The 13,358-nt window shown below is 72.8% G+C and carries 12 protein-coding genes; 9 read left to right on the top strand and 3 right to left on the bottom strand.

Annotation, left to right across the window (positions count from 1 at the left end; translation table 11 throughout):
* The first annotated feature begins 18 nt into the window (after nucleotides 1–18).
* From HJC40_RS15980 to HJC40_RS15970, 3 genes are all read left to right on the top strand, one after another.
* Complete coding sequence (locus tag HJC40_RS15980; protein WP_250001868.1) at nucleotides 19–654, top strand: hypothetical protein; 636 nt, start codon at nucleotides 19–21, stop codon at nucleotides 652–654.
* A 26-nt stretch (nucleotides 655–680) separates the two neighbouring features.
* Nucleotides 681–2,273 carry an Hsp70 family protein gene (locus HJC40_RS15975; protein ID WP_250001867.1) on the top strand — a complete coding sequence of 531 codons (1,593 nt, stop codon included), beginning with the start codon at nucleotides 681–683 and terminating at the stop codon, nucleotides 2,271–2,273.
* A 66-nt stretch (nucleotides 2,274–2,339) separates the two neighbouring features.
* On the top strand, nucleotides 2,340–3,962 hold the full coding sequence (locus HJC40_RS15970; RefSeq protein ID WP_250001866.1) for an acetolactate synthase: 1,623 nt from the start codon (nucleotides 2,340–2,342) through the stop codon (nucleotides 3,960–3,962).
* Between the two features lie 12 nt (nucleotides 3,963–3,974).
* Here the strand turns inward: HJC40_RS15970 and HJC40_RS15965 are convergent, their stop codons facing one another.
* From HJC40_RS15965 to HJC40_RS15955, 3 genes are read right to left on the bottom strand one after another with little or no spacing between them, the layout of a single operon-like run.
* Nucleotides 3,975–4,322, bottom strand: a complete 348-nt coding sequence (locus HJC40_RS15965) for a PLD nuclease N-terminal domain-containing protein (RefSeq protein ID WP_250001865.1) — start codon at nucleotides 4,320–4,322, stop codon at nucleotides 3,975–3,977.
* Between the two features lie 38 nt (nucleotides 4,323–4,360).
* Complete coding sequence (locus HJC40_RS15960) at nucleotides 4,361–4,678, bottom strand: DUF202 domain-containing protein (RefSeq protein WP_250001864.1); 318 nt, start codon at nucleotides 4,676–4,678, stop codon at nucleotides 4,361–4,363.
* Nucleotides 4,679–4,685: 7 nt separating this feature from the next.
* A complete protein-coding gene (locus HJC40_RS15955) occupies nucleotides 4,686–5,060 on the bottom strand; it encodes a YidH family protein (protein WP_250001863.1) in 375 nt (124 codons plus the stop codon).
* A gap of 267 nt (nucleotides 5,061–5,327) precedes the next feature.
* On the opposite strand from HJC40_RS15955, the gene HJC40_RS15950 reads away from it, so the two are divergent.
* The 6 genes from HJC40_RS15950 (at nucleotide 5,328) to ligA (ending at nucleotide 13,190) form a co-directional block, all read left to right on the top strand.
* Nucleotides 5,328–6,107, top strand: coding sequence for an electron transfer flavoprotein subunit beta/FixA family protein (locus HJC40_RS15950; RefSeq protein ID WP_250001862.1), 780 nt, complete (start codon nucleotides 5,328–5,330; stop codon nucleotides 6,105–6,107).
* Nucleotides 6,108–6,122: 15 nt separating this feature from the next.
* Nucleotides 6,123–7,073 carry an electron transfer flavoprotein subunit alpha/FixB family protein gene (locus HJC40_RS15945; protein WP_250001861.1) on the top strand — a complete coding sequence of 317 codons (951 nt, stop codon included), beginning with the start codon at nucleotides 6,123–6,125 and terminating at the stop codon, nucleotides 7,071–7,073.
* An 81-nt stretch (nucleotides 7,074–7,154) separates the two neighbouring features.
* Entirely contained in the window at nucleotides 7,155–8,330 is a 1,176-nt protein-coding gene (locus HJC40_RS15940) for a cysteine desulfurase family protein (protein WP_250001860.1), read from the top strand.
* 74 nt (nucleotides 8,331–8,404) lie between these two features.
* On the top strand, nucleotides 8,405–9,505 hold the full coding sequence (mnmA, locus tag HJC40_RS15935) for a tRNA 2-thiouridine(34) synthase MnmA (RefSeq protein ID WP_250001859.1): 1,101 nt from the start codon (nucleotides 8,405–8,407) through the stop codon (nucleotides 9,503–9,505).
* On the top strand, nucleotides 9,498–10,490 hold the full coding sequence (locus HJC40_RS15930) for a methionine synthase (protein WP_250001858.1): 993 nt from the start codon (nucleotides 9,498–9,500) through the stop codon (nucleotides 10,488–10,490). Before mnmA ends, HJC40_RS15930 begins: the two co-directional genes overlap by 8 nt.
* 120 nt (nucleotides 10,491–10,610) lie before the next feature.
* On the top strand, nucleotides 10,611–13,190 hold the full coding sequence (gene ligA, locus HJC40_RS15925; protein ID WP_374271900.1) for an NAD-dependent DNA ligase LigA: 2,580 nt from the start codon (nucleotides 10,611–10,613) through the stop codon (nucleotides 13,188–13,190).
* The last annotated feature ends 168 nt before the right edge of the window (nucleotides 13,191–13,358 follow it).

Here is a 13,358-nt window from a genome sequence, read left to right as displayed (position 1 = left end):
TGCCATAAAGTCCGACGGGTGGAACCGGTTCCGGTCACGCGCAAGGTGCGGCGCATCGTGCGCATGGCCGTCGCTCTGGTCATCGGCCAGGCGATGCTGTGCGCGCTGATCGGCTGGCTGACTTTCGGCCGCGGCGCCTCGGAACCGGTCCGCTCGCCGGGCTCCTCGGTGGTCGATCAGCTGGCCGCGCCGCCGCTGACCGAGCCGGCGCGGCCCAGCCCCCGGGCGGCGATCGTCGCGACCACGCGGGCGCGCGAGCCGGTGCCGGCTTCGGCCCGCCCGGCCTCCCGCCGGTCGACGGCGGCCACCGTCGCGCCCTCGCCACCGGCCACCACGGTCACGACGCCGGCCACAACTGCCCCGACGCCGGCCACGACTGCCCCGACGACCCCGGCCACTCAGGAACCCGTGTCGCTCGTCCCGCCGGCCGCTCCCGAGTTGGACACACCGGCGCCCTCGCCGTCCGCGGTCTCACCGTCGCTGTCCCCGACGAGCGCCACGCCGTCGCCCGGCGCCTCGTCCGCCCTGGTTCGCCAACCGGTGCGGGCGGGTGACGAATGCCGCCCGGTGGGTGCATACGGGCGAACCGCGAAGGGCGAGCCGGTGCGCTGCGTCCGCGAGTGGGGCCACCGGCCGCGCTGGAAGATCGTGTAGCCACCGGCACCGCCTAGACTCAGGGCATGGCCATCGACCAAGGTGAGCCGAAGCACGCCCTGGGAGTGGACTTCGGCACCTCGAACACTGTCGCGGTGGCGCGCTGGCCCGACGGCCGCGCGCGCCCGATTCTGGTCGACGGATCGCCGCTGCTGCCCTCGGCGGTCTTCGCCGAGCCGGACGGCTCGCTGGTGGTCGGCCGCGACGCCGTGCACAGCGCGCGCATCGACCCGGTCCGTTTCGAGCCGAACCCCAAGCGCCGCATCGACGACGGGCTGGTGCTGCTGGGCGAGCAGGAGTTCCCGGTCGTCGAGCTGATCTCGGCCGTGCTGGCCCGGGTGGCCGAGGAGTGGCGGCGCGCGGTCGGCCAGGTCGATCCCGATGTCACCCTGACCTGCCCGGCCACCTGGGGCGCGGCCCGCCGGTCCCTGCTCGCCGACGCCGCCGCCCGGGCCGGGCTGGCCGGTGCGCGGCTGGTCGCCGAGCCGGTCGCCGCGGCCACCTACTTCGCCGAGGTGCTGGGCCGCGACGTGCCGATCGGCTCGGTCGTGGTCGTGCACGACTTCGGCGCCGGCACGTTCGATGCGAGCGTGGTCGCCCGTACGGCCTCCGGTTTCGAGGTCATGGCCGTCGACGGCCGCGACGACATCGGCGGTCTCGACGTCGACGCCGCCATCGTCGAACACCTGCGGACGAGCGAGTGGCAGCGGTTGCTCGAGCCCTCCACGTCCCAGGAGAGGCGGGCCCAGCGCCAGCTCTGGGAAGAGGTGCGGATCGCCAAGGAGCGCCTGTCCCGGGCCCAGTCGGCCGACTTCGTGGTGCCGCTGCTCGACACCGAGGTGCACCTCACCCGCGACGAGCTCGAGAAGCTGGCCCGGCCGGTGCTCGAGCAGACCGTCCGGGTCACCAAGGGCCTGCTCGACTACGCCGACCTGCCCGACGGGCGGCTGGCCGGGGTCTTCCTGGTCGGCGGGGCGAGCCGCATCCCGCTGGTGGCCACGCTGCTGCACCGCGAGCTGGGCGAGGCCCCGGTGGTCATCGAGCAGCCCGAGCTGGTGGTGGCCGAGGGCAGCATCCTGGCCGACGCGGCGATGCTGGCGACCGGTGCGGCGGCCCCGGGACCGACCTCCGAGCTGCGGCTGGTCTCGACCGGGCGGGCCGAGACGGCGACCGTACGGGTGGCCGCCGCGTCGGTGCGGGTGCCGGGCACGACCGGGTTGCAGCCGCCGGTCGACCCGTGGCCCGACGCCGACCACAGCAACTGGGTGCCCGACCCGCACGCGACCGTGCCCCAGCCCAAGCCGGTGTTCACGCCGCGCCCGGCGCCTCAGCACCCGATGCCCGCGCGGCCGAGCCCTCCGCCGCTGAACACTCCCCGGCCGTTCTCGGCACCGCACACCGTCTATCGGTCGCCGACCCAGGTGTCCCAGGCCGTCCGCCGCGGCAAGCGGCGTCCGGGCCGGTTCGTGCGCACGCTGCAGGTGCTGCTGAGCATCGTCGCGATGATCGGGGTGCCGCTGGTCGCGCTGGTGTTCGCCTACGGGTACGGCAACGCCAACCCGATCGACGCGGATGTCGAGAACCTGATCGACGATCTCCGCCGGCTCCTCGGGATCTGAGGGTCGATCATCGGTGATCGTGCCGGGTAGCGTGCGTACACCGGCACCGGCGTGAGGGGAACAGGCATGGCAGAGGTTGTCGAGGGACACGGCGGCGAGCTGGCGCTGGCGGCCCTGCGGTCGTTCGGGGTCGAGGAGATGTTCACCCTCTCCGGCGGGCACGTGTTCCCGCTCTACGACGCCGCGCACAAGACCGGCTTCCCGATCTACGACGTACGCCACGAGCAGACCGCGGTCTTCGCGGCCGAGGCGGTCGCCAAGCTGCAGCGCCGGCCCGGCCTGGCCGTGCTCACCGCCGGCCCCGGCGTCACCAACGGCATCTCCGGCCTGACCAGCGCCTTCTTCAACGCCTCGCCGGTGCTCGTGCTGGGCGGCCGGGCGCCGGCGTTCCGCTGGGGGTCGGGCAGCCTGCAGGAGTTCGACCATGTGCCGCTGGTCGCCCCGATCACCAAGTACGCCGGCACGGTGGGCGACACCGACGCCATCCCGGGCGAGATCCGGGCCGCCCTGACCGCCGCGCTGACCGCCCATCGCGGTCCGGCCTTCCTCGACCTGCCGCTCGAGGTCGTCTTCTCGACCGGTGAGGCCCCCACGCCCGGCGACCCGGCCGTCCCGGTGCTCGAGGCCGACCCCGACGAGGTGTCGCGGGCCGCCGCCCTGCTGGCCGGGGCCGAGCGCCCGGTGCTGATCGCCGGTTCGGACGTGTGGGGCGGCAACGCGATCGCCGAGCTGCGGGCGGCCGCCGAGGCGTTGCAGGTGCCGGTCTTCACCAACGGGATGGGCCGCGGCGCGCTGCCGCCGTCGCACCCGCTGGCCTTCGCCAAGGCCCGGCGGCCCGCGCTCAACGAGGCCGACGTGGTCTGCGTGGTCGGCACGCCGCTCGACTTCCGGCTCGGCTTCGGTGAGTTCGGCGCGGCTCAGGTCGTGCACATCGTGGACGCGCCGAGCCAGCGCGCGACGCACGTGGAGACGGCCGTGTCACCCGCCGGCGACCTGCGGCGCATCCTCGCGGCGATCGCCGGACATCCGGGCGACCGGGCCGACCACACCGAGTGGATCTCGGGGCTGCGCTCGGCCGAGGACGCCGGCAAGGCGCGCGACGCCGAGGCGATGGCGGCCGAGACCGACCTGATCAAGCCGGCCCGCGTCTACGGCGAGCTGCGCAAGGTGCTGGCCCCGGACGCGGTGACCATCGGCGACGGCGGCGACTTCGTCTCGTACGCGGGAAGGTATCTCGAACCGGCCCAGCCCGGCACGTGGCTCGACCCGGGGCCGTACGGGTGTCTCGGCACCGGCATGGGCTATGCGATGGGCGCCCGGGTGACCTACCCCGACCGCCAGATCTGTGTGCTGCTCGGCGACGGCGCCGCCGGTTTCTCGCTGATGGACGCGGAGTCACTGGTCCGGCAGGGGCTTCCGGTCGTGATGGTGGTCGGCAACAACGGCATCTGGGGCCTCGAGAAACACCCCATGCGAGCCATGTACGGCTATGACGTCGCCGCCGACCTGCAGCCGGGGCTGCGCTACGACGATGTGGTCAAGGCGCTGGGCGGCGCGGGGGAGACCGTCGAGAAGGCGTCCGGCATCGGCCCGGCCCTCGAGCGCGCCTTCGCCGCCGGGGTGCCCTACCTGGTCAACGTGCTGACCGATCCCGGCGACGCCTATCCCCGTTCGTCGAACCTCGCCTGACCGGCCGGGCCCTCAGGGCTTGTCCGGCTCCTCGTGGTTGTTGATGTCCTTCTCCCACTGGGCGAGCATCTCGCGCTCGCGGCGGGACTGCTCGGTGTCGACCGAGCGCAGGAAGTCGGGGTCGTCGTCCGGCGCGGCCGGGGCGCGGCGCCGGCGCGGGACCGTGCCCTCCTCGGGCGCGGGCAGCGGACGGCCCCAGACGAAGTAGGCGAGCGGGCCCAGCACGGGAATCAGAAGAATCACCAGCACCCACACCGGACGCGGCGCGTTGCGGACGCGGGCGGCCGACAGGCAGCTGATCAACGACAACACGAAAAGCACCAGCTGCACGGCAGCGAGGAGGATGAACAACCGGACCATGTGGCAATGATGACGCGCGCGGAGCGTTCCGGCGACGATCAGAGCATGACAACCAGACTCGCGAGGGCGGCCAGGGCCACGGTGGTCACCGCGTACGCCGTGATCGTGCGTCGTCCGGGGTGCGGTGGGCGCCGGCCCAGGCCGCGGGCCCGGCGATAGGCGAGCGCGACCAGGATCGACCAGCCGAGGCCGCCGAGCGCCGCGCCGATCCACTGCGGAGCGCCGGCGTCGGGGTGGAAGGCCGGTCGGGCGGCGAGCAGCCCGACGACCGAGGCCGACAGGACGGTGCGCCGCCAGGCGAGCCGGGTGCGCTCGGCCGAGGCGCCGTGATCGGGCGTCCAGTCAGGCGGGCTCACCGCCGGATCACAGCACGACCGCGACGATCAGGACGACTGCTCCCAGCGCCACGACGACGGCCAGGAACGCGGGGAACTTCGAGGCGGGCAGTTCCTCGCCGAGCCGCATGGCGCGTTCGGTGCTCGCCCAGTGGTGCACCGCGCGCAGGGCCACCACGGCTCCGAGCACCAGCAGGGCGACGGCGATGATCTCGCGCAGGTGGGCCACGGGCAGCGGCGGCAGAAACTGCGCGCAGCCGAGGCCGCCGGCGATCAGGGCCAGGCCGGTGCGGATCCAGGCCAGGAACGTCCGCTCGTTGGCCAGCGAGAACCGGTAGTCGGGCGTGCGGCCGACCGCCGGAGTCCTCTCCGGGTCGATCCATTGCCGCAGGCCACCGAGCATGCAGCGATTATCGACCGCCGAGGTGAAGAAGGCGGGCTCTCCGATTGCCGAGTTGGTCACTTCGTCAAACCGCAGCCCGGTCACACGACGATGGGTGTCGACGCACGGGCGGGACGGCGTGGTGGACGATGGGCAGGGACGGAGGCCTTCGAAGCGGTGAGGTGAGTCACTCCCAGTGGTGGACACCCCTAAACTACCGACGGGTAACCTGTCGGAAAGGCGTCCGGCCGCAACGGTGCGTTGACAACAGGAGGTCGTAGGAACGCGATGAATATCGTCGTACTGGTCAAGCAGGTGCCCGACTCCGGTGCCGAGCGCACCCTGAGCGCGAGCGACAACACCGTCGAGCGTGCCTCGGCGAGCAACGTCATCAACGAGATGGACGAGTACGCCATCGAGGAAGCCCTCAAGATCAAAGAGGCGCACGGCGGCGAGGTCACCGTGCTCACGATGGGCCCCTCCGGTGCGACCGAGTCCATCCGCAAGGCGCTTTCGATGGGTCCCGACAAGGCGGTCCACGTGCAGGACGACGCGCTGCACGGCTCGTGCGCCGTCGCCACGTCCAAGGTCCTGGCCGCCGCCCTGCGCACCCTCGACGCCGACCTGGTGCTCTGCGGCGCCGAGTCCACCGACGGCCGCGTGCAGGTCATGCCCCACATGCTCGCCGAGCGTCTCGGCGTCGCCGCGCTCACCGGCGCGCGCAAGCTCACCGTGGACGGCTCGCAGCTGACCGCCGAGCGGCAGACCGACGAGGGCTACGAGGTCGTCACCGCGGCCACGCCGGCCGTCGTCAGCGTGTGGGACACCATCAACGAGCCGCGCTACCCGTCCTTCAAGGGCATCATGGCCGCCAAGAAGAAGCCGGTGCAGACGCTGTCGCTGGCCGATCTGGGCGTGGCCGCCGACGAGGTCGGCGCGGCCGGGGCGACCAGCCAGGTGCTGGAGTACTCGAAGCGCCCGCCGCGCACCGCCGGCACCAAGATCACCGATGAGGGCGACGGCGGCGCACAGCTGGTCGCGTACCTCACCACCGAGAAGTTCGTCTGAGGGGATTGAACAGACATGGCTGAAGTCCTGGTCGTCGTCGAGGCCTCGCAGGCTGCCGGCGTCAAGAAGGTCACCCTCGAGATGCTGACGATCGCCCGCACGCTGGGCTCGCCCAGCGCGGTGGTCTTCGGTGACGCGGCCGCGCTCACCGACAAACTCGCCGAGTACGGCGCGGAGAAGATCTACAACGCCACCGGCGACGACGTCGAGAACTTCCTGGTGGCGCCCAAGGCCACCGCCGTCGCGGCGCTCGTCCAGCAGGTCCAGCCGGCCGCCGTGCTGCTCGCCTCCACCCAGGAGGGCAAGGAGATCGCCGGCCGCCTCGCCGTCAAGCTCGACAACGGCCTGCTGACCGACGCGGTCGACGTGGCCGCCGACGGCACGGCCACGCAGGTGGTCTTCGCCGGCGCCGGCATCGTCAAGTCGAAGGTCACCCGTGGCCTGCCGATCGTGACGATCCGGCCGAACTCCACGACTCCCACCCCGCAGCCGGCCACCCCGGCCCTGGAGCAGCTCACCGTCGCGGTCTCCGAGGGCGACAAGCTGACCAAGGTCGTCGAGCGGGTGACCGAGCAGAAGGGTTCGCGTCCCGAGCTCACCGAGGCCTCGATCGTGGTCTCGGGCGGCCGCGGCGTCGGCAACGCCGACAACTTCAAGCTGGTCGAGGAGCTCGCCGACCTGCTCGGCGGCGCGGTCGGCGCGTCCCGCGCGGCGGTCGACTCCGGTTACTACCCGCACCAGTTCCAGGTGGGTCAGACCGGCAAGACCGTCTCGCCGCAGCTGTACGTGGCCCTCGGCATCTCGGGCGCCATCCAGCACCGGGCCGGCATGCAGACCTCGAAGACGATCGTCGCGGTCAACAAGGATGCCGAGGCGCCGATCTTCGAACTGGCCGACTACGGCGTGGTGGGCGACCTGTTCAAGATCGTGCCGCAGGCCGCCGACGAGATCCGCAAGCGCAAGTAGATCCGCCTTCTCCCCGCACGGCCCGGCCCTCAGTGCCGGGCCGTTCGGCGTTTCCGGAACGAGGCATAAGCTTGGTTCCTGATGGCCTACTTGGATCACGCCGCGACCACGCCGATGCTCGACGAGGCCCTGGCGGCATATGTGGCGGCGGCCCGCGAGGTCGGTAACCCGTCGTCCCTGCACGCCGCCGGACGGCGTGCCCGGCGTCTGGTCGAGGAGTCGCGCGAGCGCATCGCGGCGGTCCTCGGCGCCCGTCCCTCCGAGGTGATCTTCACCAGCGGCGGCACCGAAAGCGACAACCTCGCGGTCAAGGGCATCTTCTGGGCGCGACGGGCCGGTTCGCTGAGCCGCGGCCGCGTGGTCGCGTCGGCGGTCGAGCACCACGCCGTGATGGACGCGGCCGAGTGGCTCGGCACGCACGAGGGCGCCCAGCTGAGCTGGCTGCCGGTCGACGACGCCGGCCGGGTGGACCCGGCCTCGCTGGCCGAGCTTCTGACGGCGTACGCGGACGAGATCGCCGTCATCAGCGTGCAGTGGGCCAACAACGAGGTCGGCACGGTGCAGCCGGTGGCCGAGCTGGCCCGGATCGCCGCCCAGGCGGGCATCCCCCTGCACACCGATGCCGTGCAGGCCATCGGGCAGGTGCCGGTCGACTTCGCGGCCACCGGCGCCGCGGCCATGACGATCACCGGGCACAAGGTCGGCGGGCCGGTCGGGGTGGGCGCGCTGCTGCTCGGCCGCGATGTGAATTGCGTCCCGTTGCTGCACGGCGGTGGCCAGGAGCGTGACGTCCGCTCCGGCACCCTCGACACGGCCGGCGTGGCCGCGTTCGCCGCGGCCGTCGAGACGACGGTCAAGAGCCAGGCCGAGTACGCCCGCCGGGTCGGCGACCTGCGGGACGAGCTCGTGGCCCGGGTCCGCGCCGCGGTGCCCGACGCGATCCTCAACGGCGACCCGGTCGATCGGCTGCCCGGCAACGCCCACTTCAGCTTCCCCGGCTGCGAGGGCGACGCGCTGCTGTTGCTGCTGGACGCGCAGGGGGTCCACTGCTCGACCGGATCGGCCTGCTCGGCCGGCGTGGCCCAGCCCAGCCACGTGCTGATCGCGATGGGCGCCGACGACGACCGCGCCCGCTCCTCGCTGCGGTTCACCCTCGGCCACACCAGCACCCGGGCCGACGTCGACGCGCTGCTGGCCGCCCTGCCCGGCGCGGTCGAGCGGGCCCGCCGGGCCACCGCCTGGAAGACGCCTCGCTGACGCTGTCCACCGGTTGTCCACAGGCGGCGGCCGGGCCGTCCGGTTCTCGCGGCCGCCCGGATAGTCTTGTCGGCATGCGAGTTCTTGCGGCTATGTCGGGCGGGGTCGATTCCGCCGTCGCCGCCGCGCGCGCCCACGACGCCGGCCACGACGTCACCGGGGTGCATCTGGCGCTGGCGCGTAACCCCCAGACCTATCGCACCGGGGCACGAGGCTGCTGCACGCTGGAAGACTCCCGCGACGCGCGCCGGGCCGCCGACGTGATCGGCATCCCCTTCTACGTCTGGGACATGGCCGAGCAGTTCCACGCCAACGTCGTCGACGACTTCGTGGCGGAGTACGCGGCCGGCCGCACGCCCAACCCGTGCCTGCGCTGCAACGAGAAGATCAAGTTCGAGGCGGTGCTCGACCGGGCCGTCGCGCTGGGCTTCGACGCGGTGGTCACCGGCCATCACGCGCGCCTGGGCGACGACGGCCTGCTGCGCCGCAGCGTCGACGACGGCAAGGACCAGTCGTACGTTCTGGCCGTGCTCACCCGATCGCAGCTCGACCGGGCCGTGTTCCCGCTCGGCGACTCGACGAAGGCCCAGGTGCGTGAGGAGGCGGCCCGCCGCGGCCTGGCCGTCGCCGACAAGCCCGACTCCCACGACATCTGTTTCATCGCCGACGGCGACACCCAGGGCTTCCTGCAGCGCCGGCTGGGCGACGCGCCGGGCGACATCGTCGACGGGCGCACCGGCGAGCGGCTCGGCCGCCACAACGGCGCGTACGGCTACACGGTGGGCCAGCGCAAGGGCCTCGATCTGCGCGTGCCGGCGGCCGACGGCCGTCCGCGCTACGTGTTGTCGATCACCCCGGTGACCAACACGGTGACCGTCGGCCCCCGCGAGGATCTCGAGGTCGACACGGTGACCGCCGAGCGCACGATCTGGCACGGTGCTCCCACTCCGGTCGAGTGCGACGTGCAGCTTCGGGCCCACGGCGAGGTCGTGCCCGCGGTGGTGACCGTCGAGGACGGCGCGCTGACCGCCCGGCTGCGGTCGCCCGCCCGGGGCGTCGCGGCCGGTCAGGCGATCGTGGCCTACCAGCGTTCGGCCGACGGCGACATCGTGCTCGGCTCGGCCACCATCGCGGCCGGCGTGGCCTCCGAGACTCTGGCGGCGGCGCGTGCCTGACTTCCCGTGGACGCCCGGCTCGGCCACGGGCGTCGGGTCGCTGCCCGGCACCGATGTGGCCGAGGCCCAGCGCGTCGTCTTCGGCGAGCTGCCCGACCTGCCCCACCTGGTCGAGCTGCCCGCGCGCGGGCCGGGCGCCGACCTCATCGGCCGCAGCGCGGGCTTCCTGGTCGACCTGCCGGTGCAGGTCTACGCCGGGCGCTGGCAGGTCGCGCCGCGTCCCGGCAAGGATCTGCGGCGCACGGCCGACCTGCTCGAACGCGATCTCGACCAGCTCACCGAGCAGGGCGACCGCTATGCCGGCCCGCTCAAGCTGCAGTCGGCCGGTCCGTGGACCCTGGCCGCGAGCATCGACCGGCAGATCGGCGGCGGGCTGCTGCGCGACCCGGGCGCGGTCCGCGACCTGACCGACTCGCTGGCCGAGGGTCTGCGGCGGCACGTCGACGAGGTGCGCAAGCGGCTGCCCCGGGCCGAGGTGCTGCTGCAGATCGACGAGCCGTCGCTGCCGGCGGTGCTGGCCGGGCGGGTGCCGACCGAGAGCGGGCTGAGCGCCTATCGGGCGATTCCCGAGCCCGACGCGGCCTCGGCCCTGCGCGTGATCGCCGAGGCGGTAGGCGTTCCCGTCATCGCGCACTGCTGCGCTTCCGACGTGCCCCTCGGCGTCTTCCGCGCCGCCCGGGCGGCGGCCGTCGCGCTCGACCTGTCGCTGATCAAAGACCTCGACCCGCTGGGTGAGGCCCTCGAGGCCCGGCTGGGGCTGTTCGCCGGGGCCGCGCCCACGACGCTGCCGGCCCGGGGCATCGACGCCAAGGCGGTGGCCTCCCGGGTGTCGACGCTGTGGAAGCGGCTCGCCTTCCCCGCGGCCCAGTTGCCGCGGCAGGTGGTCATCACTCCGGCCTGCGGGCTGGCCGGCGCCTCCCCGGATGACGCCCGGGCCGTGCTGACGGCGTGCCGTGAGGCCGCCCGGCGGTTGTCCGAGGTCTGAGCCCTCCTGCGCCTGCTCGGCTGCCCTTTTCGTCGGCGGCTGCCCCGGTCGTCGTGCCGGGCCGAAAATGTCAGAGGTGGCGACTACCGTTCCTCCTAGTTCTCGAACACGGAGGTTCCGGTGCCCAAGAAGGCGGAGTCCCAGCAGATCGCCGATGCTGAGCTCAGTGCTGCTGGTGTTGAGCCCAGTGCTGCCGATGCTGAGCCCAGTGTTGCCGATGCTGAGCTCAGTGCTGCTGGTGTTGAGCCCAGTGTCGTTGAGCCCAGTGCTGAGCAGATTGCCGCCGCCGGCAAGGATCCGACGCCCGAGGCGAGCCAGCGGCACGCCGAGCTGAGCGACGAGGTGAGCGGTCACCAATACCGCTACTACGTCCTCGACTCGCCCACGATCGCCGACGCCGACTTCGACAAGCTGCTGCGCGAGCTCGAGGCGATCGAGGAGGAGTTCCCCGCGCTGCGGACGCCCGACTCCCCGACGCAAAATGTCGGCGGCACCTTCTCCACCCTGTTCACCTCGGTCGAGCACGCCGAGCGCATGCTCTCGCTCGACAACGTCTTCGACGACGAGGAGCTCGGCGGCTGGGTCGAGCGCACGCTGCGCGACGCGGGCGGTCCGGTCGAATTCATCTGCGAGCTCAAGGTCGACGGCCTGGCGATCAACCTGACGTACGAGAAGGGCCGGCTCGTCCGCGGCGCCACCCGCGGCGACGGCCGGACGGGCGAGGACGTGACGTCCAACGTGCGCACGATCCGCGAGATCCCCGAGCGGTTGCAGGGCGACGATCTGCCCGAGCTGCTCGAGGTGCGCGGCGAGATCTACTTCCCGGTGTCCGCGTTCGCCGACCTCAACGCGTCGCTGGTCGAGCAGGGCAAGGCCCCGTTCGCCAACCCGCGCAACGCGGCCGCCGGCAGCCTGCGGCAAAAGGACCCCCGCGTCACCGCCTCGCGCGGGCTGCGCATGGTCGTGCACGGCATCGGCGCCCGTCGCGGGTTCACGCCGACCTCCCAGTCGCACGCCTACGAGGCGCTGCAAGCGTGGGGCCTGCCGACCAGCCCCCGGTGGAAACTGGTGGACGACATCGCCGGCGTCCGGGACTACATCGCGTATTACGGCGAGCACCGCCACGACGTCGAGCACGAGATCGACGGCGTGGTGATCAAGGTCGACTCGGTCGCGATCCAGGGCCGGCTGGGCTCGACGTCGCGGGCGCCGCGCTGGGCGATCGCCTTCAAATACCCGCCCGAGGAGGTCACCACCAAGCTCCTCGACATCGACGTCAACGTCGGCCGCACCGGCCGGGTCACGCCGTTCGCGGTGCTCGAGCCGGTCAAGGTCGCCGGGTCGACGGTCGCGCTGGCCACGCTGCACAACGCGCGCGAGGTCGAGCGCAAGGGCGTGTGGATCGGCGACACGGTCGTGCTCCGCAAGGCCGGCGACGTCATCCCCGAGGTGCTCGGCCCGGTCATCGACCTGCGGCCCGACGACGCCCGCCCGTTCGTGATGCCGACGCACTGCCCGGCCTGCGGCACCGAGCTGGCGCCGGCGAAAGAGAGCGACATCGACATCCGCTGCCCCAACACACGGTCGTGCCCGGCACAGCTGCGCGAGCGGGTGTTCCACCTGGCCGGCCGCGGGGCGTTCGACATCGAGATGCTGGGCTACAAGGCCGCCCAGGCACTGCTCGACTCCGGCGTGATCAGCGACGAGGGCGACCTGTTCGCGCTGACCGAGGATCAGCTGAGCCAGTCCCCGTTCTTCGTCAACCAGGACGGCACCCTGGGCACCAACGCCGTCAAACTGCTGGAAAACCTGGCCGGCGCCAAGGACCGCCCGCTGTGGCGGGTGCTGGTCGCGCTGTCGATCCGCCACGTCGGCCCGACCGCCGCGCAGGCACTGGCCCGCCAGTTCGGCTCGATGGAGGCCATCGAGGCCATCGTCGCCGCCCCGCCCGGCAGCGCCGAGGAGGCCGCCGCGGTCGGTGCCGCCGCCCTCGACAGCTCGGTCGCCTCGACCGCCGCCGACGTCCTGGCGGCGGCCGCGACCAAGCCGTCCACAGACACCACCTCCAGCGGCCCGGATGCCGCCGCATCCGCTCCCGTTCCCGGCCCTGACGGCGCTGCCATTGCCGGCGCCGACTCCTCTGCCGGTGTCGACGGCGGTGCCCCGGCCGGTGTCGACGGGGACTCGGTTGGCGGCGCTGACGGGGATTCCGTTGCAGCGGCCGAGGGTGACGACGCGGCCGGCAAGGCCGGCAAAAAGCCCAAGGCCGCGCCCGACGTCTTGTCGACCGTCGAGGGCGTCGGCCCCACCATCGCGGAGAGCTTGCGCGAGTGGTTCGCCGTCGACTGGCATCGCGACATCGTCCGCAAGTGGCGCGAGTCCGGCGTCCGCATGGCCGACGAGCGAGGCGACGAGGGCCCACGCCCGCTCGAGGGCCTCACGCTCGTGGTCACCGGCACGCTCGCTTCGTACTCCCGCGATCAGGCCACCGAGGCCGTGACGTCCCGCGGCGGCAAAGTGAGCGGCTCCGTCTCCAAGAAGACGGCCTTCGTCGTGGTCGGCGACAACCCCGGCAGCAAATACGACAAGGCCCTGTCGCTCAAGGTCCCGGTCCTCGACGAGCAGGGCTTCGACGTCCTGCTGTCCGACGGCCCCGACGCCGCCCGCGAGGTCGCCGAGTTCGCCCCGGAGGCCGGCTGACGACCGAGTCCGAAGGCGGCCCACCGCCGGCACCGGGCGCGTGGCGATTGCTTCTGGGGTCGCTCGCGGCCGGGGCGGTGGCGATTGCTTTTGGGGTCGCTCGCGGCCGGGGCGGTGGCGATATCTCCTGGGGCGGCCCGCCGTCGGGGCGGTGCGGTATGTGCTGGG

This window comes from Actinoplanes sp. M2I2 (genome assembly GCF_023544445.1).
In the GTDB taxonomy this organism is placed as follows: Bacteria; Actinomycetota; Actinomycetes; order Mycobacteriales; family Micromonosporaceae; genus Actinoplanes.
This window is presented reverse-complemented; position numbering and strand designations above follow the sequence as displayed.

What these genes read in the sequence shown, in the direction of transcription:
- HJC40_RS15975 (WP_250001867.1), top strand. Translation starts at nt 681, where the DNA reads ATGGCCATCGACCAAGGTGAGCCGAAGCACGCCCTGGGAGTGGACTTC.
- HJC40_RS15970 (WP_250001866.1), top strand. Translation starts at nt 2,340, where the DNA reads ATGGCAGAGGTTGTCGAGGGACACGGCGGCGAGCTGGCGCTGGCGGCC.
- HJC40_RS15965 (WP_250001865.1), bottom strand. Translation starts at nt 4,322, where the DNA reads ATGGTCCGGTTGTTCATCCTCCTCGCTGCCGTGCAGCTGGTGCTTTTC.
- HJC40_RS15955 (WP_250001863.1), bottom strand. Translation starts at nt 5,060, where the DNA reads ATGCTCGGTGGCCTGCGGCAATGGATCGACCCGGAGAGGACTCCGGCG.
- HJC40_RS15950 (WP_250001862.1), top strand. Translation starts at nt 5,328, where the DNA reads ATGAATATCGTCGTACTGGTCAAGCAGGTGCCCGACTCCGGTGCCGAG.
- HJC40_RS15945 (WP_250001861.1), top strand. Translation starts at nt 6,123, where the DNA reads ATGGCTGAAGTCCTGGTCGTCGTCGAGGCCTCGCAGGCTGCCGGCGTC.
- HJC40_RS15940 (WP_250001860.1), top strand. Translation starts at nt 7,155, where the DNA reads ATGGCCTACTTGGATCACGCCGCGACCACGCCGATGCTCGACGAGGCC.
- mnmA (WP_250001859.1), top strand. Translation starts at nt 8,405, where the DNA reads ATGCGAGTTCTTGCGGCTATGTCGGGCGGGGTCGATTCCGCCGTCGCC.